The sequence below is a fragment of the Neptunomonas sp. XY-337 genome (genome assembly GCF_004959845.1).
Classification (GTDB): domain Bacteria; phylum Pseudomonadota; class Gammaproteobacteria; order Pseudomonadales; family Balneatricaceae; genus Neptunomonas; species Neptunomonas marina.
In genome coordinates this window covers 301,277-326,248 of sequence record NZ_SPLL01000005.1, presented here as the reverse complement: position 1 = coordinate 326,248, position 24,972 = coordinate 301,277, and the positions used below count along the sequence as shown (strand labels likewise).

At 49.4% G+C, this 24,972-nt stretch carries 24 protein-coding genes; 19 read left to right on the top strand and 5 right to left on the bottom strand.

The genetic code is table 11. From position 1 onward, the window contains the following. Window positions 1–553 precede the first annotated feature (553 nt). The 3 genes from ppa to E4L36_RS13315 all read right to left on the bottom strand — a co-directional run bounded on the left by ppa (window position 554) and on the right by E4L36_RS13315 (window position 3,116). Entirely contained in the window at window positions 554–1,087 is a 534-nt protein-coding gene (gene ppa, locus E4L36_RS13325) for an inorganic diphosphatase (RefSeq protein ID WP_127692306.1), read from the bottom strand. A gap of 87 nt (window positions 1,088–1,174) precedes the next feature. Continuing rightward, window positions 1,175–2,164 (bottom strand): class 1 fructose-bisphosphatase, encoded by a 990-nt coding sequence (locus E4L36_RS13320; protein WP_127692307.1) that lies wholly within the window; start codon window positions 2,162–2,164, stop codon window positions 1,175–1,177. A gap of 184 nt (window positions 2,165–2,348) precedes the next feature. Then, complete coding sequence (locus E4L36_RS13315) at window positions 2,349–3,116, bottom strand: SDR family oxidoreductase (protein ID WP_127692308.1); 768 nt, start codon at window positions 3,114–3,116, stop codon at window positions 2,349–2,351. 291 nt (window positions 3,117–3,407) lie between these two features. Between E4L36_RS13315 and E4L36_RS13310 the strand changes: the two genes are divergently transcribed. The 17 genes from E4L36_RS13310 to E4L36_RS13230 all read left to right on the top strand — a co-directional run bounded on the left by E4L36_RS13310 (window position 3,408) and on the right by E4L36_RS13230 (window position 20,696). After that, window positions 3,408–3,950, top strand: a complete 543-nt coding sequence (locus tag E4L36_RS13310; protein WP_136680997.1) for an FxsA family protein — start codon at window positions 3,408–3,410, stop codon at window positions 3,948–3,950. A gap of 138 nt (window positions 3,951–4,088) precedes the next feature. Next, the gene (locus E4L36_RS13305) at window positions 4,089–4,382 is read left to right on the top strand and encodes a co-chaperone GroES (protein ID WP_127692310.1); all 294 of its coding nucleotides are present in this window, start codon (window positions 4,089–4,091) and stop codon (window positions 4,380–4,382) included. A 61-nt stretch (window positions 4,383–4,443) separates the two neighbouring features. Then, window positions 4,444–6,090, top strand: a complete 1,647-nt coding sequence (gene groL / locus E4L36_RS13300; protein ID WP_127692311.1) for a chaperonin GroEL — start codon at window positions 4,444–4,446, stop codon at window positions 6,088–6,090. Between the two features lie 227 nt (window positions 6,091–6,317). Next, window positions 6,318–6,737 (top strand): GNAT family N-acetyltransferase, encoded by a 420-nt coding sequence (locus E4L36_RS13295; RefSeq protein ID WP_127692312.1) that lies wholly within the window; start codon window positions 6,318–6,320, stop codon window positions 6,735–6,737. A gap of 198 nt (window positions 6,738–6,935) precedes the next feature. Then, entirely contained in the window at window positions 6,936–8,489 is a 1,554-nt protein-coding gene (locus tag E4L36_RS13290) for an ABC transporter substrate-binding protein (protein WP_136680996.1), read from the top strand. Between the two features lie 171 nt (window positions 8,490–8,660). Next, on the top strand, window positions 8,661–9,635 hold the full coding sequence (locus E4L36_RS13285; protein WP_127692314.1) for an ABC transporter permease: 975 nt from the start codon (window positions 8,661–8,663) through the stop codon (window positions 9,633–9,635). A gap of 23 nt (window positions 9,636–9,658) precedes the next feature. Further along, entirely contained in the window at window positions 9,659–10,588 is a 930-nt protein-coding gene (locus E4L36_RS13280) for an ABC transporter permease (RefSeq protein ID WP_136681022.1), read from the top strand. Window positions 10,589–10,594: 6 nt separating this feature from the next. After that, window positions 10,595–11,587, top strand: a complete 993-nt coding sequence (locus E4L36_RS13275; RefSeq protein ID WP_127692316.1) for an ABC transporter ATP-binding protein — start codon at window positions 10,595–10,597, stop codon at window positions 11,585–11,587. A 2-nt stretch (window positions 11,588–11,589) separates the two neighbouring features. After that, the gene (locus E4L36_RS13270) at window positions 11,590–12,609 is read left to right on the top strand and encodes an oligopeptide/dipeptide ABC transporter ATP-binding protein (protein ID WP_136680995.1); all 1,020 of its coding nucleotides are present in this window, start codon (window positions 11,590–11,592) and stop codon (window positions 12,607–12,609) included. Continuing rightward, a complete protein-coding gene (locus E4L36_RS13265) occupies window positions 12,610–13,734 on the top strand; it encodes a M14-type cytosolic carboxypeptidase (protein WP_136680994.1) in 1,125 nt (374 codons plus the stop codon). 36 nt (window positions 13,735–13,770) lie between these two features. Beyond that, the gene (locus E4L36_RS13260; protein WP_136680993.1) at window positions 13,771–14,703 is read left to right on the top strand and encodes a LysR family transcriptional regulator; all 933 of its coding nucleotides are present in this window, start codon (window positions 13,771–13,773) and stop codon (window positions 14,701–14,703) included. 18 nt (window positions 14,704–14,721) lie between these two features. Further along, the gene (gene pepQ / locus E4L36_RS13255; RefSeq protein ID WP_136680992.1) at window positions 14,722–16,044 is read left to right on the top strand and encodes a Xaa-Pro dipeptidase; all 1,323 of its coding nucleotides are present in this window, start codon (window positions 14,722–14,724) and stop codon (window positions 16,042–16,044) included. A 94-nt stretch (window positions 16,045–16,138) separates the two neighbouring features. After that, on the top strand, window positions 16,139–17,167 hold the full coding sequence (locus tag E4L36_RS13250; RefSeq protein ID WP_136680991.1) for a hypothetical protein: 1,029 nt from the start codon (window positions 16,139–16,141) through the stop codon (window positions 17,165–17,167). Window positions 17,168–17,179: 12 nt separating this feature from the next. After that, a complete protein-coding gene (locus E4L36_RS13245; RefSeq protein ID WP_136680990.1) occupies window positions 17,180–17,791 on the top strand; it encodes a glutathione S-transferase family protein in 612 nt (203 codons plus the stop codon). 74 nt (window positions 17,792–17,865) lie between these two features. After that, window positions 17,866–18,426: an RNA 2',3'-cyclic phosphodiesterase gene (thpR, locus tag E4L36_RS13240; protein WP_136680989.1), complete on the top strand. Its 561-nt coding sequence runs from the start codon at window positions 17,866–17,868 to the stop codon at window positions 18,424–18,426. 28 nt (window positions 18,427–18,454) lie between these two features. Then, entirely contained in the window at window positions 18,455–19,801 is a 1,347-nt protein-coding gene (gene yegQ / locus E4L36_RS13235) for a tRNA 5-hydroxyuridine modification protein YegQ (protein ID WP_136680988.1), read from the top strand. Between the two features lie 43 nt (window positions 19,802–19,844). Further along, entirely contained in the window at window positions 19,845–20,696 is an 852-nt protein-coding gene (locus tag E4L36_RS13230; RefSeq protein ID WP_136680987.1) for a prenyltransferase, read from the top strand. On the opposite strand, the gene E4L36_RS13225 is transcribed toward E4L36_RS13230, so the two are convergent. Continuing rightward, window positions 20,667–21,002, bottom strand: a complete 336-nt coding sequence (locus E4L36_RS13225) for a hypothetical protein (RefSeq protein ID WP_136680986.1) — start codon at window positions 21,000–21,002, stop codon at window positions 20,667–20,669. The genes E4L36_RS13230 and E4L36_RS13225 overlap by 30 nt on opposite strands. Window positions 21,003–21,157: 155 nt before the next feature. On the opposite strand from E4L36_RS13225, the gene E4L36_RS13220 reads away from it, so the two are divergent. Both E4L36_RS13220 and E4L36_RS13215 read left to right on the top strand, forming a co-directional pair. After that, window positions 21,158–21,592: a hypothetical protein gene (locus tag E4L36_RS13220; protein WP_136680985.1), complete on the top strand. Its 435-nt coding sequence runs from the start codon at window positions 21,158–21,160 to the stop codon at window positions 21,590–21,592. A 154-nt stretch (window positions 21,593–21,746) separates the two neighbouring features. Beyond that, a complete protein-coding gene (locus tag E4L36_RS13215; protein ID WP_127692328.1) occupies window positions 21,747–23,255 on the top strand; it encodes a fumarate hydratase in 1,509 nt (502 codons plus the stop codon). A gap of 75 nt (window positions 23,256–23,330) precedes the next feature. Here the strand turns inward: E4L36_RS13215 and E4L36_RS13210 are convergent, their stop codons facing one another. Then, window positions 23,331–24,962, bottom strand: coding sequence for a CHASE2 domain-containing protein (locus tag E4L36_RS13210; protein WP_136680984.1), 1,632 nt, complete (start codon window positions 24,960–24,962; stop codon window positions 23,331–23,333). Window positions 24,963–24,972: the final 10 nt, after the last annotated feature.

Genomic DNA, 24,972 nt, shown 5'->3' with positions numbered 1-24,972 from the left:
CACTGGCTTTGAAGGGCGATATGGAGCGGGCGGCTTATGGTCCGATCTTGCCCTTTTATGAGCAGTAGGGTTGTGAGGTAGTTGCATTAAATGTGCAGGAAGGTCGTGTGTATTTAATGGTTCTGATACCAGTGAAATTAAGTGTTTCAAAGCTTGTAGGCGTCCTGAAAAGCCGATCTGCTATCCAGTTATTCGATAGACTTCCTCAGTTAAAAATACAGCGTTTTGGGCAGTCACTTTTGGGTTAAAGGCTACCGTGTCGATACGGTGGTGGTGATTCAGAAATGATACGTAAAGATGTAACGTATCAGCAAAAGTCAGAAGAAGCGCAAAGTAGTTTGGATCTAAAGCAGAGCCCTATATTGTATTGCTGAGTGCTTTCTAATAAGGCGCGTATTTGGGCCTTTTTTAGGACGCTGTGTTATTAGAAGGGTTTTTTTCTTGTGCCCATGGCGGATGATTCACGCTTAGCCGCAGTAATTTGTAATGCGTGAGAGTATAGCAGGCAATAAAAAAGCCTCCTTTTGAGGAGGCTTTTTTAGAAAAGGCATGTTTACTTAGCGGCTTCGTACGCTTTTGCACCCGCTTCGATAACAGCTTTAGCGGCTTCAGCGCCTTCCCAGTTTTCAACCTTAACCCACTTACCTTCTTCCAAACCTTTGTAGTTTTCGAAGAAATGCTTAATACGTGCAAGAGTCAGCTCTGGCAGATCTGTTACGTCATGAACGTCTTTGTAAATCTTAGTCAGCTTGTCGTGTGGTACAGCAACCAGTTTCGCATCGACACCCGCTTCATCAGTCATGTTGAGAACGCCAACAGGACGGCAACGAATAACAGAGCCTGGCACAACTGGGTAAGGTGTCAGTACGAGCACGTCTACCGCGTCGCCATCATCAGCAAGCGTGTTGTTGATGTAGCCATAGTTTGCAGGATAGAACATTGGCGCTGCCATGAAACGGTCAACGAAAAGTGCATCTTCCTCTTTTTCGATCTCGTACTTAACCGGCGAGCTCTCTGCTGGAATCTCGATGATTACGTAGATGTCGTTTGGTAGGTCTTTACCTGCAGGCACTTTTGCAAAGCTCATGCGTTTTCTTCCTATGCTGAAATATAAGGGAATAGATTGTTCGATTATAGAAGTCGTATCCAGTGCAATGAATACGACTATACGCTATTAGTCTACCTGAGTAGGCTCTTCGCCTGTGTGGTAGCTCATCAGCGCCTCAACCTCTTTCTTGGAGCCAAGCGCGACAGAAACACGCTCGTGAATATCGTCTGGCTCAACATCCATAATGTCGCGGTAGCAGTTTGTTGCCAGGCCGCCTGCTTGCTCAACCAGCATACTCATTGGGTTGCCTTCGTACATTAGGCGCAGTTTACCGGGCTTCTTGGGAGCGCGCTCGTCCCATGGGTAGGTAAAGATACCGCCACGAGTGAGAACGCGGTGAACCTCGGCTACCATGGAAGCGACCCAACGCATATTGAAGTTTTTGCCACGTGGGCCTTCAGCACCTTCGAGCAGGTCATCAACGTAGTTACGCATCGCAGGTTCCCAGAAGCGACGGTTAGACATGTTGATAGCAAACTCTTTTGTCTCTTCAGGGATCAAGACGTTTTCACGGCTTAATAGGAAGTCACCTGTATGAGATAGCGTAAACATGTTAACGCCATGGCCTGTTGTCAGCACGAGAGTCGCGGATGGACCATACAATACATAGCCAGATGCTAACTGCTTACGGCCACTTTGCAGGTATGCCGCTTCATTCGCAAAATCTTCCCCAGCAGGTGCTTCTAAAATAGAGAAGATCGTACCAACAGATACATTGATATCGATATTTGAGGAGCCATCCAGTGGGTCGAAGATAACCAAGAAGCGGCCATCTTTATTACCCGGAACCGGATTACTCTCTTCTTCTGATGCAACACCGGCAACCAAAGAGTGGTTTAGCAGCACAGTTTTTAAAATCTCGTTGGAGATTACGTCCAACTTCTTCTGGGTCTCGCCCTGAACATTTGTGTTGTCAGTTGAGCCATGAATCCCTGCAAGTGCACCTTGGCGAAGCTTAAGTGCGATCTCTTTACAGGCGACCATTAGAGTAGCGATTAGGTCGGACAGTTGTTCGTCGGTTTCGTTACGACGTAGAAACTGGCTAAGCAGTTGCATTGGAGTTGATACCTTTGAGTTTGTGGATAAATTCAGACGAAATTTTACGTGAAAGGGCGCTGAAAATCATGCTTTGCGTGTAAAAACTCACCTGATCGAAACCGCTACTATCGATAAGTGACGCTGAATTCGCGCTGAAAAGCGAAAGAGGCCTACGCAGAGACCTCTGAGGGGGATTAAGCCGTTAGATGCGCAGAGCACCATCCACTTCAATGCAGCGACCATTGATATAGTCGTTTTCAAAAATGAAGGTCACAGTGCGCGCGATCTCTTCAGGAGTACCAAGGCGCTTCGCTGGAATACCGGCAGCAATTTTATCCAACGCTTCTGGCTTCATGCTCATAACCATTTCAGTACCGATATAACCCGGTGCAATAGATGCTGCGCGAATGCCATAGCGAGCTAGCTCTTTAGACCAAGTCACAGCCATAGCCTGAACGCCCGCTTTGGTTGCAGTGTAGTTCGTTTGCCCCATGTTACCTGAGCGTGAAACTGAAGATATGTTGATGATGCAACCCTGTGTTCCGCCATCGATCATGCGAATCGCAGCTTCGCGCCCACATAAGAACGAGCCAGTTAGGTTAACGTCCATCACAAGATTCCACTGCTCCAGTGACATCTTCTTCGTCACTTTGCCGGTCTCACGGTCCACTTTTACGAACAAACCATCACGTGTAATACCTGCGTTATTCACTAGGCCGTGGAGCTCGCCGAAGTCATTGATCACATCATCGAACAGCTTCTCTACGCTCGCTTCGTCAGCAACATTGGCAACGTAGCCGCGCGCGACAACGCCCTTTTCCGCACACAAGTTGATTGTTTCGTCTAAGTCTTCTGCGTTTAGATCTGCGAGTGCTAGCTGTGCACCTTGGCTTGCCAGTTCTAGTGCCATAGAGCGACCAAGGCCGCGGCCGCCACCAGTAATGACGATGACTTTATTATTTAGCTTCATCTCTCTTTACCTTATTTCGTTCAAAAAATGCTGCGGCGCAGCATGTTGCAGTGCAGCAAACATATATTAGCTAGGCGTTACCTGTCCAATGATATTTTTAAGACACGACTAAGGTAGGCTCTCTGACGGTTAAGGTTGTAATGAGTTAATTCGCCCCAAAGAATAGGATATAAGGCGGTGGCTCTATGCGTTTCTAGATGTCGCTGTGTATAGAACTCTATTAGCAAGCCACGCGGATATGGGCGATCATTTGTGCAGCGGCGTGCTAATACCTTGTAGAGGTGGATTGCCATGCCGTTTTTGTTTCTTCTTTTTATTGTCGTCCCGATTATCGAGATCACCATATTGATCAACGTGGGTGAAGCGATTGGTGCTTGGTATACCGTGGCGCTGGTGCTGCTTTCTGCTTTTATCGGCGTCAATATGTTGCGCTACCAAGGGATTTCGACGTTAGCGCGGGCACAGCAGCGGATGCAAAGCGGTGAGATGCCAGGGCAGGAGATGATAGAAGGGCTCGTATTAGCGGTTGGTGGTGCGTTGCTAGTAACGCCCGGTTTTGTAACAGACGCAATTGGATTTTGCTGTCTAATCCCATTTACCCGTCAAGCGTTTGTGCGTGGCGTAATGTCGCGAGCAAAAGTGGTGACGATGAACCAAACGGGTTTTTCACAGCACTCAGGCCCTGACCCTTTTGGCGCTCAACCTCAATCGCATGACTCTAATTTTGAGCATCAAACGCGTTCGGATCGTTCACCTTTTCACAATGATCAAGATAGCCCGCGTGCAGGTGATGTGTTCGAGGGTGACTTTACCCGCGATGACGAAAAAAAATAGATTTTTTTTAAGTGGGGCTATTGAATTCATAAACCCCGCCCACATTAATCGAAGAACCGGTAACCAGATGGTTACGGTCTTTGACTTAATCAAATAGTTAATATCACTTTTTGATCAAACCATCAGGAGAGAGATCAGATGAAAATTCGTCCACTTCACGACCGAGTCGTTGTCCGCCGCAGTGAAGAAGAAACTAAAACTGCAGGTGGTATCGTTCTGCCAGGTTCTGCTGCGGAAAAGCCGAATCAAGGTGAAGTCGTTGCTGTCGGTGAAGGCCGTATTTCAAACAACGGTGATCTACAGCCACTTACAGTTAAAGTCGGCGATACAGTTCTATTTGGTCAGTATGCAGGTTCTAACGTTGTTAAAATCGACGGTGAAGAACTATTGATCATGAGCGAAAGCGAAATTTATGGCGTTCTGGAAGCTTAATCCAGCGCACGACTTAGACATCCTCAAGTTAACGAATTTTTAAGGTAAAGGATAAGAAATCATGGCTGCTAAAGACGTACGTTTTGGAGATGATGCTCGCCAGCGCATGCTGGAAGGTGTAAACATTCTTGCTAACGCAGTAAAAACAACACTAGGTCCTAAAGGCCGTAACGTTGTTTTAGATAAAGCATTTGGTGCTCCTACTGTAACAAAGGATGGCGTATCTGTAGCGAAAGAGATCGAACTAGAAGACAAGTTCGAGAACATGGGCGCGCAGATGGTCAAAGAAGTCGCATCTCAGGCAAACGATGTAGCTGGTGACGGTACAACAACAGCAACAGTTTTGGCGCAAGCGATTGTAAACGAAGGCCTTAAGTCTGTTGCAGCGGGTATGAACCCAATGGATCTTAAGCGTGGTATCGACAAAGCGACAGCTGCTGTTGTTGAGCAACTGCGTGGTATGGCGGTTCCATGTGCAGACTCTAAAGCTATTGCTCAGGTTGGTACGATCTCTGCTAACTCTGACGAAGTTGTGGGTCAAATCATCGCTGAAGCGATGGAAAAAGTAGGTAAAGAAGGTGTTATCACGGTAGAAGAAGGTTCGGGCCTTGAGAACGAACTATCTGTTGTTGAAGGTATGCAGTTCGATCGTGGTTACCTATCACCATACTTCGTAAACAACCAAGACAACATGTCTGCTGAAGTTGAACAGCCATTCATTCTGTTGGTTGATAAAAAGATCTCTAACATCCGCGATCTACTGCCAATCCTAGAGCAAGTGGCAAAAGCATCTCGTCCATTGTTGATCATCGCAGAAGACGTTGAAGGCGAAGCGCTGGCAACGTTGGTTGTGAACAACATGCGCGGCATCGTTAAAGTGGCTGCTGTTAAAGCACCTGGTTTTGGTGATCGTCGTAAAGCGATGCTAGAAGATATCGCTATCTTGACAGGCGGAACGGTGATCTCTGAAGAGGTTGGCTTGAACCTAGAGACAGCGTCTCTGGAGCAGTTGGGTCAAGCTAAGCGTGTAACGATCACGAAAGAGAACACAACTATTGTTGATGGTATTGGTGCAGCTGACGCAATCAACGGCCGTGTTGCACAGATCCGTGCGCAGATCGAAGAAACTTCTTCTGACTACGACCGCGAGAAGCTACAAGAGCGTGTAGCTAAACTGGCAGGTGGTGTTGCGGTTATCAAAGTTGGTGCAGCCACTGAAGTCGAAATGAAAGAGAAGAAAGCACGCGTTGAAGACGCACTGCACGCGACACGCGCTGCAGTAGAGGAAGGTGTTGTACCTGGCGGTGGTGTTGCTCTGATCCGTGCTCTGGCGAAAGTTGAAGGTTTGGAAGGTGACAACCACGACCAAACAGTCGGTATCGAACTGGCTTGCCGCGCAATGGAAGCACCAATGCGTCAAATCGTATCCAATGCTGGTGGCGAAGGTTCTGTTGTGGTTTCTAAAGTACGCGACGGCGAAGGCGCATTCGGCTACAACGCTGGTAATGAGACTTATGGCGACATGATGGAGATGGGTATCCTTGATCCAGCTAAAGTAACGCGTTCAGCGCTACAAGCCGCTGCGTCTGTTGCAGGTCTGATGATCACAACTGAAGCAATGGTTGCTGATAAGCCGCAAGAAGGCGGTCCTGCAATGCCTGATATGGGCGGCATGGGCGGCATGGGTGGTATGGGCGGCATGATGTAATCATCATGTAGCTGTTCCACTGAAACACATGTTGTTTCTGAAGGCCCGTAAAGCTTAGCTTTACGGGCCTTTTTGTTTATTGATTCCCAAGAGGCGTTTTCGTGAATCATTAGCATTGCAGCGTTCTAATCGTGCTATTTACGCAGTCTCTTTTTGTTTGAACTATAGTTCACTTATGAAACCTAACTAATTGATACACAGCGTGAAATCAATAAAGGGGCAGGGATATGATCAGAATGGCAACCATCAACGACTTCGAAGGCATTAACCGTTTAGGCGCTACGTTAGGTTATGAGGTGGCTTCTGAGGAGCATGCACGTGAGCGGCTACTCAAAGTGCTGAACGCCAGCAACACTAATCATGTTTGGGTCTTTGAGCAAGATGATGAAGTAAAGGGCTGGATCCATGGCTTTATTTCACTGCGGGTCGCTTCTGATCCCTTTATAGAGATTGGCGGTATCGTGGTGGATGATTCAGTTCGTCGCCAAGGTGTCGGCACGAAGCTTGTGGAGCATGTGCGTGACTGGGCGAATGAATCCGGCTTTGGTTTGCGGGTGCGTAGCAATGTTGAGCGTCCGGAAACTCATGCTTTTTATCAAGCGCTGGGGCTCGCTGAAGAGAAGCGCCAATGTGTTTTTCTTGGTTGATTTTTAGTCAATGTTAGAGGGCGGTAATTTAGTACCGCTTTCTATGCACTTCCAACGTTTTGTTTTGTAAGCGTTTTATCTCCTATTTAAATCTCGCATAGTGCTACTTACAATTTCGATTGGTGCGATTGTGACGATCCGGTAGTCTTTTTCTGTTACTTGAGAACCCTAACACAATAATCAAAAAGGGATACCGTGATGAAAAAGACCGCATCTATCTTGGCGGGTGCTGCTCTGGCATTGAGCATTGCAAGTGCACAGGCTGCAACGTTGAAAATGGCATACGATGCAGACCCTGTCTCTCTTGATCCATATGAGCAGCTGTCTGGTGGTACGTTACAGCTTTCCCATCTTACGCACGATCCACTGCTGCGTTGGGATCGTAACTTAGGTTTTGAGCCGCGCTTGGCTGAAAAATGGGAGCGTGTTGATGACAACACTATGCGTTTCCACTTGCGCAAGGGCGTAAAATTCCACAGCGGTAACGACTTTACTGCTAAAGACGTTGCGTTCACCTTTAAGCGTTTGCAAGACTCACCTGACTTCAAGGGGATTTTTGCACCTTTCAAAGAACTCAAGGTTGTTGATGATCACACCATCGATATGGTGACGAAAGAGCCATTCCCTCTGGTTCTTAACAACATGACTTACCTTTTCCCGATGGATAGCCAGTTCTTCGCTGGTGAAGATGCCAACGGTAAGCCGAAAGATCTGTTGGTTAAACACGGCGACTCTTTCGCATCACGCAATATCTCAGGTACCGGGCCATTCACGGTATCTTCGCGCCAGCAAGGCGTAAAAGTTGAGTTCCAACGTACTGCGGACTACTGGGATGCAGCGTCTCCTGGCAACGTTGATAAGATCGTACTAACGCCAATAAAAGAAGCGCCAACACGTGTTGCTGCGTTACTTTCAGGTGATGTTGATTTCATCGCACCGGTACCTCCGACTGATCACAAGCGTTTAAAGGGCAGCGATAAAGTTGATCTTGTGACGCTAGGCGGCACGCGTATTATCACGTTCCAGATGAATCAAGAACGTGTTGAGGCGTTTAAAGATCCAAAAGTACGCTTGGCGATTGCATACGCAATCAACCAAGAGGGTATCGTTAAGAAGATCATGAAAGGCTTTGCAACGCCGGGCGCTCAGTTCTCGCCAAAAGGCTACTTGGGCCATAACCCAGCGTTGACGCCACGTTATGATCTGAAAAAAGCGAAGCAGTTGATGAAAGAAGCGGGCTACGAGAACGGCTTCAACATCACGATGATGGCACCAAACAACCGTTACGTGAACGACGCCAAAATTGCACAAGCCGTTGCGTCGATGCTGTCTAAGATCAACATTAAAGTCGATCTGAAAACGATGCCGAAGGCTCAGTACTGGCCTGAGTTCGACAAGCGTGCTGCTGACATGATGATGATCGGTTGGCACTCAGATACTGAAGATACCAACAACTTCTTCGAGTTCCTGTCGGCGTGTCCTAACAAGGATACCGGTTGGGGGCAGTACAACAGCGGTAACTACTGTAATAAGAAAATTGACAGCATGATTGCTGAAGCGAACGCAACAACTGATGTTGAGAAGCGTACGAAGATCATGCAAGAGATGGAAAAGATCGTTTACGACGAAGCGGGCTTTATCCCATTGCACTGGCAGAACTTGAGCTGGGGTGCACGTAAAGGGGTGAATATCGACCCAGTTGTGAATGTGATGAACTTCCCTTACCTCGGAGACTTGGTAGTCGAAGAGTAAGCGTTAAGTCCGGAGGGAGCCTGGGCGGTTGACTAAGAACTGGCCGGGCTCTTTTTGTTTTCGGGCGCAAAAATATAAGAAAGAAACGAGGGTGATGGCGGGTGCGAGCGTTATCGGCCAAGTCTTCCAAATCGGCGTTTAGCCATAAACTGCCAACCAAGGCTGATTATCATGATTGCGTTTTTTATTAAACGGTTCTTCCAGGCCGTTGTCGTGATGTTTGTAATTAGTCTTATCAGCTTCTCTATTCAGGATAACCTCGGTGATCCATTACGTGAGCTGGTAGGACAAGCGGTGTCTGAAGAGGAGCGTCAGGCATTACGCGATGAGATGGGGTTAAATGACCCGTTTTTGGTTCAATATGTGCGCTTCGCGAAGAATGCTCTGCAAGGCGATCTTGGCGAGTCTTACTTTTTTAAAGAACCAGCACTGGAGGTGATTCTCAATAAGTTTCCAGCAACGTTAGAGCTGGTGATCGGTGCAACCTTTATCATCGTTCTTTTCTCGGTACCCTTGGGCGTTTATTCCGCTATCAAGCCGCAAAGTGTTTTCTCAAAAGCTGTTATGGGCTTTAGTATCGTGGGCATTTCGATCCCCGTGTTCTTGACGGCGATTGGACTAATTTACCTCTTTTCAATTGAGTTGGGCTGGATGCCATCTTACGGCCGTGGTGAAACCGTTGAGATTCTTGGTTTTTGGGAGAGCGGCTTCTTCACTCAAGATGGCTTAGAGCACCTCATCTTGCCGTGCTTTACCTTGGCATCCATCATGCTACCGCTGTTTATCCGCTTGATTCGAGCGGAGATGATGGAGGTTTTGCAATCGGAGTATGTGAAGTTTGCATGGGCGAAAGGTATCTCGCCACGTCGCATCTACTTTCTGCATGCCCTAAAAAACACCATGCTTCCCGTGATTACTGTGGGCGGTGTCCAGATTGGCACCATGGTGGCCTACACCATTCTTACCGAGACTGTGTTCCAGTGGCCGGGGATGGGTTTCCTGTTCTTGGAGGCTGTTAACCGCGTTGATACGCCGCTGATTGTCGCGTATTTGATCGTGGTGGGTGCGATCTTTGTTGTCACCAACACTTTGGTAGACCTGATCTACGGTCTTGTAAACCCAACCGTTAAGCTGGCAGGACGATAATCGTGAGTGATACAAGCTTCCAAATGGATCCTCAGCCGTCAGCTTGGCAACGGTTTAAGGATTCCCACTTTTTTCATAGCTTTAAAATAGATCGCGTTGCGCAGTTGAGCTTCCTGATCTTCATCACGTACGTCATTTTAGCGTTAGGTGCACCGCTACTGTCCCCGTACGACCCTTATGATCTGTCCCAAGTGGATATCTTAGACTCTGAGATTCCACCCAGTTGGGAAGAGGAAGGGGATGAGCGCTTCTATCTAGGAACAGATGCTCAGGGCCGCGATATGTTATCGACGATCCTTTACGGCACGCGGGTCTCGTTAACAATTGGCATTTGTGCTGTGTTGTTGCAGGCCTTCTTGGGGATAGTGATCGGCTTAACCGCAGGTTATGTTGGTGGCCGTGTCGATAGCTTGTTGATGCGCTTTGCAGATATACAGCTCTCTTTCTCCACGATGATGGTAGCCATTATTGTTTTGGCAGTTTTTCAGGCTACGTTCGGCACTGAGCTTTATCAGGATCTGGCCATGATCATGCTGATACTCGTGATTGGTATTGCTGAATGGCCTCAGTACGCGCGTACGATCCGTGCATCGGTGTTGGCGGAGAAAAAGAAAGAGTATGTCGATGCTGCCCGTGTTATGGGGTTTGGCCGCTTGCGTATTATGTTTCGCCATATTTTGCCGAACACGCTGTCGCCTATTTTGGTTATTTCGACGGTGCAGGTAGCGAACGCCATTATCTCTGAAGCGTCACTCTCGTTCCTTGGTTTGGGGATGCCCGTATCGCAACCTTCGCTGGGTTCGCTGATCTCGAGCGGATTTGAGTATATCTTCTCCGGTTCTTGGTGGATCACGGTCATTCCTGGCGTCGTGCTGGTGGTTCTAGTGTTGGTGATGAACCTGCTAGGCGACTGGATGCGTGATGTATTGAATCCGAAACTGTACAAGGGGTAAGAGCACATGGCTTTGTTAGAAGTAAAAGACCTTGAGGTGTGCTTTGGCCTGCGTTCTGGTGCAGTGAAGGCGCTTCGGGAGATCAACTTTTCGCTGGAGCGCGGCGAGCGCCTTGGTATTGTGGGTGAATCCGGTGCAGGTAAATCGGTACTGGGGTTCTCTATTCTGAACCTGATCTCTCGTCCCGGTTATATCAGTAAGGGGGCGGTGAACTTTGAAGGCCAAAACCTAGCTGATCTGAAGCCGCATCAGCTGCGTGAAATTCGCGGTAACCGTATCTCGATGATCTTCCAAGACCCGATGATGACACTCAACCCAGTGCTCACGATTGGGCAGCAGATGGTCGAGTGTTTGTTGGCTCACCGTAAAATGCGGGAATCGGATGCGCGTAAAATTGCGCTCCAAAAACTACAGCAGGTCCAAATTCCCTCGCCAGAAACGCGTTTAGATCAATACCCACACGAGCTTTCGGGCGGTATGCGTCAGCGTATTGTTATTGCGATCGGTTTGTTACTTGATCCCGATGTCATTATTGCTGATGAGCCAACAACAGCGCTTGATGTAACGATCCAAGCTGAAATTATGGATCTCATGTTAAACCTGTGTGAGCAGAACAACGTTGCGCTGATCCTGATTACTCACGATCTGGGCGTGGTGTCTGAAGTCACGCAAAATATGATGGTTATGTACGCTGGCCGTGTGATTGAGCGGGGTCCAACGAAAGAGATCATCAATGATCCTCAGCACCCATATACCCAAGGCTTGATGAATGCACTGCCGCAAATGGCGCAAGCAGGGCAGAAGCTGAACCAAATCAAGGGGGCTATGCCGCCGCTGCAACGTATTCCGACAGGTTGTGCGTTTAATCCACGTTGTGAATACGTTATGGAGATCTGCCGCCATAATCTGCCTGACTCCACAGTGTCGGGTAACTGCCGTGTAGCGTGCCATATGGTGGCAGAAATGAAGCGTGAGCAAGCGATGGGAGACGAGGTGTAGTGATGACAGATACAAATAACTCGCTTGTTCAAATCCGAGACCTGTATAAGCGATTTTCGATCTCGGGGGATTTTCTCGATCAGATCAAGTTCCGTGGCGGCAAGCTTGTGCGTGAGCAAGAGCATGTTCACGCGATCAATGGTGTTAGCCTGGATGTTATGCAGGGTGAGGCGCTGTGTGTTGTAGGTGAGTCGGGGTGTGGTAAATCCACCGTGGCTCGCACCGTGATGGGGCTATTGAAGCCTTCAGCAGGTGAAGTGTCGTACCGTGGTGAGCGTATCGATAATCTCGATGACAAAGCGCTGTTGCCCTATCGTAAGAAGATGCAGATGATCTTCCAGAACCCGTACGCATCATTAAACCCGCGAATGACGATTATGGAAACCCTGCGCGAACCGGTGCAGTTCCATAATCCATCGCTCTCTGCGGTTGAGCTGCGCGATAAGATTCATGAAGTGATGCACTCGGTCGGGGTTGACCCCTCGTGGGGGGAGCGTTACCCGCATGAGTTTTCTGGCGGTCAGCGTCAACGGATCAGTATTGCGCGTGCGTTGGCCGTGGATCCTGAGTTTATCGTTGCTGATGAGCCTATTTCGGCTTTGGATGTATCGATTCAGGCTCAGGTACTCAACTTGATGATGGATGCGCAAGAGAGCCGCAATCTCACCTACCTCTTTATTACCCATGATTTAGCGGTTGTTGAGCACTTTGGTACGCGCGTTGCGGTAATGTACTTGGGTACATTATGTGAGCTGGCGAGCACGAAAAACCTATTTGCTGAACCGCGCCATCCGTATACCCGCGCGCTGCTTTCGGCGATCCCCCGTTTAGAAGATGATCGTCCTGATTTTATTCGCCTACAAGGCGAGGTGCCTACACCCGTTAACCTGCCATCAGGTTGTGTATTCCATGGCCGCTGCCCTCATGCGAATGAGCGCTGCAAGCAAGAGATTCCCGCGTTGATTCCGTTGGCCGATGGTTCTCAAGTGGCATGCCACGGGGTTGAAGAGGGGCGTATCTAAATGATCAGAATCTCAAGCCAATTCGATGCGGGTAACATCGAAACGGTTGCGGTGGATAACCCAGCAGATATCCAGCTGAAGATTCGTTTGGACAATGAGTCAGCGTTTTTTCAGTGGTTTTATTTCCGCCTACAAGGTGCGCAAAATGAGCCACTGAAGATTCGGCTACTCAATGCCAATGAAGCGGCGTATGTTGACGGCTGGCCCGACTATCGTGCTGTCGCGTCGTATGATCGTAAAAGCTGGTTTCGTGTGCCCACTGACTACATAGATGGTGAGTTAGTCATTCAACACACCCCTGAGCAACAGAGCGTTTATTATGCTTACTTTGCGCCCTACAGTTATGAACGGCACCTAGACCTGATAGCGCGCTGTGCGCTATCACCGCTGGTGGTTGAGCATGATCTAGGCGCGACGCTAGATGGGCGCGATCTTACGCTGTTACAGGTGGGTGATGGTGCCCCTGAAAAAGCGAATATTTGGGTCACAGCACGCCAGCACCCCGGTGAAACCATGGCTCAGTGGTGTGCTGAAGGGCTGCTGGAGCGGTTGCTTGATGGTAACGACGCGTTGAGCAAAGCGCTGCTTGAGCACGCAACCTTCTGGGTTGTACCGAACATGAACCCTGATGGCGGAGTGCGTGGACACCTACGCACCAACGCTTGCGGTGCAAACTTGAATCGTGAGTGGCAAACCCCTACGCTGGAGCGCAGTCCTGAGGTCTATTATGTGCGTCAGAAAATGCAGCAGGTGGGCGTGAGTCTGTTCCTTGATCTGCACGGCGATGAAGCACTACCGGTGAACTTTATTGCTGGCCAAGAAGGAGCGCCGGTCGATGATGCTATCTTGCGTCAGGAAACCCAGTTCCGGCTTGACCTGATGCGTGCAAATCCTGACTTCCAGATGGAGCGTGGCTATGAAGTGGGCAAGTTTGGTCCAGAGATGATGACGATAGCCTCGTTCTGGGTTGGGGGACACTTCCGCTGCCCAGCGATGACATTAGAGATGCCATTCAAAGACTACGATCTAAAACCTGATCCGGTATATGGTTGGTCTCCTCAGCGCTCCATTACGCTTGGAGCATCTATACTGCACCCTATCTATGAATGGTTGCAGTGTGCTTAGAAAAAGTCACTTAGTTTGGCTTAGATCGGGGGGAGCATGGAACTTCGTTGGTTAGATGACTTTATCGCGCTGGCGCAGACACGGCATTTTTCGCGTGCTGCGGAGGAGCGAAACGTCACTCAGCCGACGTTGAGCCGGCGCATCAAACTCCTTGAAGAGGAGATGGGAGTTACCCTTATTGATCGTAATACATTGCCTCTGACGCTCACTCCAGCCGGAGAAATTTTCCTGCTAGGCGCGCGGCAGATGTCGAGTATTGCCCAAGACACGAAAGCGCGCTGCCGCGAGATACGAGAGGCTCAAGAGAGTCGGCTGCGCTTTGCTACAACGCAAACACTGTACTTGCTCTTCTATCGCAACTGGCTTATGCCTGCTTCAGAGCGCCATGGGGTTGATATCGATCTTGATCTAACCTCCACCGCTTGGGGTGCGAGCGATTTTGTGAACGCCCTGCAGCAAGGGAAGTGCGATTTGGTACTCTGCTATTGGCATCCCTTGATTGACGTGATCGAGGATTTGGAGAGCGATGAGTTTGAGCATATCGTCGTATGCGATGAAGAGTTGATCCCCATATCGGCTACCAACGAGGCCGGTGATGCTATTTTTCAGCTACCGGGTAGCAAACGTGATCCACTTCCCTATATCAACTACCACCAAAGCTCGTTCTTAAGACCCCTGATTGAACATAAGTTACAAAACACACCTGATACGCCGCATCTAACGACGATTAACGAAAATATGGCATCGGTGAGTGTAAAAGCGATGATTAAAGAGGGCTTTGGTGTCGGCTGGGTACCGAAGCGCTTGGCCGAGGAGAGCCTCAACTATCGCCGCTTAGCTGCGGCGGGCGATGAACACTGGAATATTCCACTGCAGGTGCGTTTGTATCGCCTGCGAAGTAACCATCATGCCTCACTTGAGCCGTTCTGGCATAAGCTTGCCGCTGAGCAAGCGCCTCAAACTGATTAATGTATAAAAGGTAGAATTATGTTGTCTCTATTTGATAGCCACCTGACCAACATGTTGCAGCGTACGCGCCGCATATTGGAGCAGTTTGAGTTTGATAGCTTACTCGTCTACTCAGGCCATACAGAGAACCACTTTCTTGATGACTATGCGCCGGCATTTAAAGCGAATCCGCACTTTGTGCAGTGGATGCCTTTCTTAACAGATCATCCCAAGAGCTGGGTACGGATAACCAAAGAAGGCAAGCCCAAGCTATTTATCTACTCACCGGATGACTTTTGGCATGTGACACCTTCGCAACCTGATGCCTTTTGGTGCGAGCACTACGACATTACGCTGTTTGCCGATGCGAACGTATTGCTTAATCAATTGCCTAGCATGGGTCGCACTGCGCTGATTAGTGGTAATCATCTTGATGCTTTGCCGTCGAATGTCTCCGTTAATGCTGCAGATCTGTTAGCCGCAATTCACCATGATCGTGCTACGAAGTCGGAATTTGAACAGGGGTGTATTCGTGAGGCGAATCGGATTGCTGCGCTAGGGCATCAAGCCGCACAGCTTGGCTTCTCGCAGGGCTTATCCGAGTTCGAAATTCACCAAATGTACTTGGGCGCCACGCAGCAGCTCGAGATGGCACTGCCTTACAACAATATTATCGGCCTCAATGAACACGCGGCTGTGCTGCACTATCAACACAAAGAGACAGCCCTGCCGGGAAATCACCGGTCAATGCTGGTGGACGCAGGCGCAACGCACTGGGGATATGTGGCAGACATTACCCGTACCACCTCGCAAGGGGATCAAGCCTTTGCCGCCTTAATCGAGGAGCTGGACCGTGCGCAGCTAGAGATTGTTGCCAGTGCAAAGGTGGGTACATCGTTTGTGGCGTTACACGAACAGATGCACGCCAAACTGTTTGATATCCTGCTGTTATCTGGGGTGATTACAACCGAGTTGCAAAACGAAGCTGAGCGTTTAGCGTTAACACGGACCTTTTTTCCGCATGGCCTTGGTCATTTGCTGGGTATTCAGGTCCACGATATTGGTGGTTGGCAGCATGATGCACGCGGTGCCATCGTGGAGCCGCCAGAAGCGCACCCCTTCCTGCGCCTAACTCGCACGTTAGAAGAGGGCATGGTGGTCACGATTGAGCCGGGCCTTTACTTTATTCCGAGTTTACTTGCTCCGCTCAAGGATACGGCGCTGCATCAACATGTGAATTGGTCGCTTGTTGAGCACCTGTTGCCTTGGGGTGGTATTCGTATTGAAGACAACATCTGTGTCAAAGCCAACGGCGCGGAGAACTATACACGCGATGCGTTCGCAGCTTCTGCGCTTCGCTAGTGAGCCTCGGTGCAGCAAGAGGTCAAGCAAAGGCCTTTTGTTGCGCTAATAAAGCTGCTACTTTTTTGCTCTGAGTTTTCCGATGGACAAAACCATGAGCCAGCATGACCCTCACTTAAATGTGCCCAACTTAGGCCCCGCCAAAGAGCCTTCATCTGTCGCTACTCCTGATGCTGCCCATCGTGGCAAGCCTGCTGCTCCTGCCGCTTCTGAGGCAAGTCGTGGCGGTTGGTTTACGTCGCTTGTCTTAATTTTACTTACCGCAGCGTGCAGTGGGTTGGGTTATTTGGTGTTTGACGCGCAGCAGAAAAGTGAGCTACGCGAGTTTGTGTTGCAAACGGAGCTCGATCAAGCAAAGCAACGCATTGCTGCACTGGAAACCCTGTTGAGCGTAGATCCTGACAATGCAGCTGAAGACACCCCGAGTGTGGTTGCTCAGCTACAAACGCTAGAAAGTCTCCAAGCTGCGCAACAAGCAAAACTAGATACCGAGACGGCGAAGTTATGGGAAGCGGTTAATCAATCGGTTAACGCAGATCTTGCGCAAGTGAAAAAGCAGATAGCCAGTAACAGCAGTGCCATTGTTAAAGCGAATGAGGCGATCACGCAGGCCACAAAAGCGGGTCAGAGGCAGGCGGGTACACTTGAGCAGCTAAGCAAAGCACAAGGCGACTTAAGTCAGCAGCTCACTCAGGTACAGGCTTTGCAGGCGGCTTTAACGGCCCTAGAAGGGCAGTTGAAAACCGCGGAAAGTACCGTGGTTTCCTTACAAACAGGTCAAGAAGCTGCTGCCAAGCAAGCTGGTGCTAAGCACGCCAAACAACAGCAGCAACTTACTGATATCCAGAACGCTCTTGCTGCACTGCGTACGCATATTGCCGTGGTAGAAGAGTCGGTCGCAGATGATTTCGTTGATCTACGCACTGGCCTAAAGCAACAAGACGCTAAGCTTGCGCAGTTACAAAAGCAGCCTCGTGCCACCAACAATAGCTCGGTAGTCAAACGTGTTAAGGCACTAGAAAACGATATTAATGCGATTGATGCTAGCCGCCGCAATGTGAATCGTGAACTGTTGGCGATCAAAAAACGCATTAACAACTTACAAGCCCGTATCGGTAATTAATAGGTAGCCATAATGATCAAGCTATATGGAAGTGCATTGTCCCGAGGGGCAGCGGTAATGGTTGTGTTAGAGACCCTTGGCCTCGAGTATGAGGTGGAAGAGATGTTGCCACGCAGCCCGCAAACGCAAACCGCTGACTACTTGGCGCTTAATCCAACAGGAAAAGTGCCAACACTGGTGGATGGCGATGTGGTTATCTTTGAAACGCAGGCGATTCTCTATTACTTGGTGCGCCAGTACGGCAATGGCAAGCTGTGGGCTGATACGCCAGCGGGCGAGGCAAGTATCTGGCAGTGGACGCTCTTTATTAGTAATCAGTTGGAAGTGCCTGCGCTGGATATGTTGTTACAGGTTAAGTATGCCGGTGACACTCCTGATCAGAGCGCATTGGCAAAGACAGCAGAGCAATTAACGCGCTTTCTGCCTGTGTTGGAGCAGCGTTTGGCTGAGCAAGACTACTTATGTGGCGAGAAAACCTTTGCAGATATTCATGGTGCTTTAGTCCTCAGTTGGCCGAAACTGGCGAAGTTTGATTACTCCGCATTCCCTGCGGTTGAACGCTGGTTACGCATGATGCTTTCAAGTGAAGAGAACAAACGTGTGACTGCACGTATGCGTCGTTGATAAATATTTGCGCTACGCTGCCTTGGTAGGCAAAATAGCTCGTTTCGAATGAAGAAGGTATATGCCCGGAGCCCATGAGGATTCGAACTTTTTTTGCGCTGCGTCTAAACGACAAGGTTGTTAGGCAGCTAGCGGACTGTGCCGATGGTATGTGTGGACATGATCGGCAGCTAGAGGTCGACTGGGTCGACTCTGATGCTTACCACTTAACGCTGTGCTTCTTAGGCGACACAACGCTCGAGCAAGTAGACCAGCTAGAGGATGAGGCTAAGCGGGCACTGAGTGATGAATTCTCCTTGCAAGTGCATTTGGACCGTATTCGTTACTACCAAGTAAACCCTGAGCTTGCGCTGATTGCTGCGCTCCCATCGGCTAATGAAGAGCTGGTTGCTTTGCAACAGCACGTTGCTGATATGGTTGAGCGGGTGGGCATTAAACCTGATGCAGGGGACTTTAAACCCCATATAACGTTAGGACGCATGCCTGCCGATAACCGCTTTGAGCACCCGTGCTGCTGGCCAGAGCTGGATCTCTTCAGTTTGGCTGATTCAGTTGTTCTGTTTCAGAGCAAACGCGGCGAGCATGGCTCAGTATATACACCTCTGTTCGAAGTCGAATTGCAAGACCTTGCATGATTAACCCATCTCCGAGATTCCAGTGCATATGTTAAGTCCAGAACTTTTGTCCCCTGCCGGGACGCTTAAAAATATGAAATACGCTTTTGCATACGGTGCCGATGCTGTATACGCCGGGCAACCCCGTTATAGCTTGCGTGTGCGTAACAACGATTTCAACATGGACAACCTGGCAGAAGGGATTGATATTGCACACCAGCAAGGTAAAAAGTTTTTCCTTGCTAGCAACATCTTGCCGCACAATAGCAAGCTCAAAACCTACATTGATGATCTTAAACCGGTTATCGCGATGGGGCCTGATGCGCTGATTATGTCCGATCCTGGGCTCGTCATGTTGGTTAAAGAACACTTTCCTGATGTGCCAATTCATCTGTCGGTACAAGCCAATACGATGAACTGGGCGGCGGTGAAGTTCTGGCACCAAGCTGGTATTGAGCGAGTGATTTTATCCCGTGAGCTTTCACTGGATGAAGTGGAAGAGATCCGCCAACGTTGCCCAGAGATGGAAATTGAGGTGTTTGTGCATGGCGCGCTGTGTATCGCTTATTCTGGCCGCTGCTTGCTCTCCGGTTACATTAACAAGCGTGATCCGAATCAGGGTACTTGCACCAACACGTGCCGTTGGAAGTATGATGCGCACGAAGCAACACAGAGTGAATCTGGCGATATTATTCCGGTACAGAGCTTTGACCCGCAAGCTGCGGCACCAGATCTAGGTGTTGGCGAACCAACCGACAAGATCTTCTTGCTGCAAGAGGAAACTCGCCCTGGTGAATACATGCCTGCTTTTGAAGATGAGCACGGTACGTACATCATGAACTCAAAGGACTTGCGCGCGATTCAGCACGTACACCGTCTCGCTGCGATGGGCGTTGATTCACTCAAGATCGAGGGGCGTACTAAGTCGCATTACTATGTTGCGCGTACTGCACAGACATATCGTAAAGCGATCGACGATGCGGTTGCTGGTCGTCCATTTGATATGTCCTTGATGGATGAACTCGAGAATTTGGCCAGCCGTGGTTACACGGAAGGCTTTTATCGCCGCCACGTGCATGATGAGTACCAGAACTACGAGACAGGTAACTCTGTTGGCGTGCATCAGCAGTTTGTGGGCGAAGTACTCGAGTACGATCGCAGTGCAGGCGTCATGCATGTTGACGTGAAAAACCGTTTTGCTGTGGGTGATACGCTGGAGCTGATGACGCCGGCTGGCAATCGCAAGTTTCAACTGCAAAACATGGTCAACAAGAAAGGCGAGGATGCTGATGTAGCACCGGGTTCAGGCCATGTTATGCAGATTCCAATCGATGTTGATGCCGATATGACCTATGGTCTGCTCATGCGCGATCTACCGAATGCTCCACAGCGCTAAAGCTGTGTATTACAGATAAAAAGGTGCTTAGGCACCTTTTTTAATGGATCAAATAAAGATGGGTAAGGATTACAGTTTTCTCGCTTCATTGCGTCCGTTTTCATTTGTTGTTGCCCTGTTAACATGTGGGCTAGGCTGGGTTCTTGCGGCGCAACAGAGCCGCGTTGTGGTGGAGCATGGCGTGCTTATCTTGTTTGGCGGGCTCTTATTGCAGGCGGGCGTCAACCTTATCAATGACTATGCGGATCTCTCGCTGACAGGCTTAGATGTCGTCAGGCGTCGCCGTATTCGGCGAAACTTTGTGGCTGGCTTAGGCTGCTTTTTTGCAGCAGCAGGGGTGGGTGTTTACTTCACCGCTTTGGTGGGCTTCCCGTTTTTGCTGCTCTGTATTGCTGGCCTTGTTGGTGCGCTTGGCTACACGCTCCAGCCAATTAACTATAAAGCGAAGGGGCTGGGCGTCGTTCTTGTTTTTTGGTTGATGGGTGTCCTGATGGTCAGCGGTAGTTATACCGCGCTTACCGGCTTATTTGAGTGGCGGGTGGTCATAATGAGCTTGCCGGTCAGTTGCCTAGTGGCAGCGCTGTTGCTTAGCAACGAGCTGCGTGATTATGAAGCAGATCGGGCCGATCAGATTGCGACGCTCACGGTACGCTGGGGCTTCGCTTTTGGTAGGCGCTTATTCCTTGTCATGGTGGCCTTGTGCTATCTCTTAACGCTGCTAAGTAGCGTGATTTTTGGGCTACCACTGCTGGCTGTAACGCTCCTGAGTGTGCCTTTTGTGTGGCCGCTAGTGCAAGCACAACTCGATAAGCCGAGAGAGAAGCTACCGCCACTGTGTGGTCGTTTGCTACTCGGCTTCGGCACTTTATACCTGCTTGCACTCGGTCTTGGGTGATTCGAGTACCGTGCAGCGTAGCGGCATCTTCAGGCTATGTTCGGTAATCACTGGTGGAATGTCGAATGCAATCGACTGGAGTGGCTTATCATTGTGCAATGCTGCTAATGATCGTTCACAGAACTCAACATAGAAGCGCTGCATCATAGCGAGATGGGGGTCAGAAACCAGCTTTTGACTTTGGCGTACGTCATCGAGCAGAGTGGTTAACTCTTGGGTGACTGCATCTTTGGGCGCGCGTGGAGCGTTTGCGCTGAACTCAAATACTACCTGATTGACAACGATACGTAGCGTAATGAATTTCATTGCGTTACCTACAGTTATACTTGGGTACTAACTTAACCATAGCTAATTTAGAGAAAAATGTATCTAAGTGAACGCACTTTCGCCAAAAGAAACATGGTGAATAGCGCTTTTTGGCGACTATCATAAAGAGGGCGTATCGATAGAGGGGAGCATTCATGGCGCAAGCGAGTTTGGAACGACGTATGTCAGCGTATCAAGCAACGGCAATCTTCAGTGTGATCTTTGCTTTGATTGGCTTCTCTTACAACGTGTGGCGGATGGAGATATCTGAGCAAAACAACACGATCCGTACCGCTGCGTTTGAAGTTGTTAAGGAGCTTGCTGAGCTTGAGCAGCTGGTTTATGCCGCCCATTACGATGCTGATACTGTACGCGGCAATCCTCGTGTTGGCTGGGTGAAAGTGGGTTTAGTCCAAGAGCTCAGCATGCTGATTGGACCCCAAGTTGAGAGCCAAGCTGCGCTCCTACACAGCACTTGGACACAGCGTTGGCAGCAGATGTCTGTTGATACGCAAGCGGTCAATGAAATCGTGGCCTCTATTGACAAAACACGTGCCGCTATTCGCTCGACGATCGTGAATCTTGAGTGATATCGCAGCCGATATCAATGCGCTTATTTACGGTCTATCAGCATCGACTTTAGGACTATTGCTGCTATTGCAGTGCCGAACTGTGGGTGCATTTGTTGTATAATCCTCGGTAGATTTGTCAGACAAGAAACGACAGAGAACCGTGGAGCCTCGAATGAGCGTAATTCGCCAAGACGACCTGATCAGCAGTGTTGCTGATGCGTTGCAGTTTATTTCTTACTACCACCCGATCGACTTCGTGAAAGGTGTTCACGAAGCGTACCTAAGAGAAGAGAACCCTGCTGCCAAAGATGCGATGGCACAAATTCTTATTAATTCTCGCATGTGTGCCGAAGGACACCGTCCAATCTGCCAAGATACCGGTATTGTGACGGTATTCATCAAAGTGGGCATGAACGTCCAGTGGTCTGATGCAACGATGAGCGTTGCTGATATGATCAACGAAGGCGTGCGACAAGCATACACACACCCAGATAACGTTCTGCGTGCTTCTATCTTGGCTGATCCTGCAGGTAAGCGCCAAAATACCAAAGACAACACACCAGCGGTTATCCATTACGAAATCGTAGAGGGTGACGAAGTTGAGGTACATGTAGCAGCCAAAGGTGGCGGCTCAGAGAACAAGTCGAAGATGGTGATGCTGAATCCTTCAGATAGCATTGTTGAGTGGGTCAAGAAGACTGTACCAACAATGGGTGCGGGTTGGTGTCCGCCTGGCATGTTGGGTATTGGTATCGGCGGTACAGCCGAGAAAGCGGCTGTCATGGCTAAAGAGTCCTTGATGGACCCTATCGATATTCATGAGTTGCGTGAACGCGGCCCACAGAACCGTGTGGAAGAGCTGCGTTTAGAGATCATGGATGCGGTCAATGAGCTAGGTATTGGCGCACAAGGCCTAGGTGGCCTGACGACAGTTCTTGATATTAAGATTAAGGATTACCCAACGCACGCGGCATCTTTGCCAATCTGCATGATTCCAAACTGTGCGGCAACTCGTCACGCTCACTTTACGCTTAACGGCTCTGGCCCAGCGGTATTGACGCCACCAAGCCTAGATGAATGGCCAGAAGTGACGTTTGAAGTGGGCGAAACAACACGCCGTGTTGACCTAAACACCGTGACGCAAGAAGAGATTGAGAGCTGGCAGCCGGGCGAAACAGTATTGCTCAACGGTAAAATGCTGACTGGTCGTGATGCAGCTCACAAGAAGATGGTTGAGATGCTAAACAACGGTGAAGAGTTACCGGTTGATCTCAAAGGCCGCTTTATCTACTACGTCGGACCTGTTGATCCGGTTGGCGATGAAGTTGTAGGCCCAGCAGGACCTACTACCGCCACGCGTATGGATAAGTTCACTCGTCAAGTGATCGAGAGCACTGGCTTGATGGGAATGATTGGTAAGTCTGAGCGTGGTCCGATTGCGATCGATGCGATTCGTGACAACAAGGCAGTTTACCTAATGGCTGTGGGTGGCGCTGCATACCTGGTATCTAAAGCAATCACGAACGCCGAGGTGTTGGCGTTCCCTGAACTGGGTATGGAAGCGATCTACGAGTTTGAAGTGAAAGATATGCCGGTAACCGTGGCAGTCGACACGAATGGTGAGTCTGTACACACAACAGGCCCGGCTAAGTGGAAAGAGATTATTGCTACGAAGCTCTAATCACACCCCCCTAAAAAAAGCGGCTTATGCCGCTTTTTTTATAGCTGTTCGATGCTATATGTTAGCAATAGCAGTTTAGGCAGTTTCGGGTTCTGCTTGCACGACATTGTTTCCGCCTGATTGTTTGGCGTGTGCGAGAGCCGCCTTTGCTTGCTCGATAAGATCCTCTTTGCTTTCCATCGTCCGGGTACTGGTGGCAACACCGATACTCAGTGTAATCACGTCTGAGCTTTCTGAGCCGCTATGCTCAATGTCGAGTTGCTCTACCTCAGCGCGCATCTTTTCAGCAATCGAGAGTGCCACATTATTAGGTGTGATCGGCAGCAGTACGGCAAATTTTTCATGTTCGTAACGTGCTACTAAATCGCGCGTCTTGCGTTTGTGTGATTGCAAAATTGGACCAATGCGTGCCAATACCCAGTTGCCACGTTCTTGGCCAAATGTATCGACAAAGCGTTTAAAGTAATCAACTTCAATAAGAATCACTGATACGGGAATGCGCTTGGTTAGGCACTGCTCCCATTCAATCTCTAATGTTTCCTTAAACATCTTCGCGTTCGATAGGTCTGTGATCGCGTCGCTACGTTTGCGGGTATCGTTGAAGAACAGTGTTTTTAAGAAGTAAAGAGTTGCCATCGCTATGATTGCGGCCGCCGCAGGGCCTGTTGGGAGCCAGTAGCCAAAGTGAATAGCGAATGCTGGGATGCTAAGTGTACCGATTAACGTAAGGACAATCGGGGCGCGGATCAGTAGCGGATAGCCTGTTAGAAACACCGCGGCATAGCCTAATATTAAGATCACCAGTGCATAAGTAAGACCCCAAATGGGTAAAATTGGCGTCAGAATGTGCTGGGATTTTAACGACATATGTAGCCCAGCCGCTAAGCTAGTGCCAGAGTACATTTCAGGGTATTGCGTACCGGGCGTTAAAAACTTGGGCTCTAGTCCTGTGGCCTGAATACCAACAAAGATATCTTTACCCCGAAAGAGCTCATGATCAATATGTGACTCTAATACGTCAATAAAGCTATAACGCTGAATACCGATAGGGCCGGTAAAGGCGGGCATTAATACCTCGCGATCACGCGTCCATTTACGCTTGGTGCCCATATGAGCCTCAGGTGAACGTGTCCCTGGCAGGCGGCCCTCTTGCCCAAGTGTTTCCAAGTTCCCTGCGGTTGCTAAACCGAAGCTAGGCCAGCGTGCTTTATCGATGCCAGCATATAAAAACGCCCGCCGCACATAGCCATCGCTATCGACCTCAACATCCACATGCCCAAGCCTCGCGCCTTCCGGAACAGTATTATTACGAAATGGCATGATCGTCTTGCCGTCCTCGGCAAAGACGGGGAGAACGACATTTCCGCTATTCCGTATGGCGGTAAGAAGCAGGTGGTCTTCAGAATTAGGCGATGTATCCGGCTCTACAAAAGCGACGTTGTAGCCGATTTGGTTGGCTTCGGCTTGGTCGAGTAGAAGGATCATTTCAGCGTGAAGGTGCCGCTCCCAAGGCCAGCGCCCGAGCGCTGAGAGGCTCTTATTATCGATTTCAACGACGATGATGTCGCTGTTACTTTCGGCTTGCTCAAATGGCCATAGATCAAACAGTGTGTTGTCTAAGCGGTGTCCTATGGGGCTGAACGCCACCAATAGAACCACCGCTAAACAGAGTAAGAATCCTATATCTTTATGTCGCAACAAATCCATGCGTATAGGT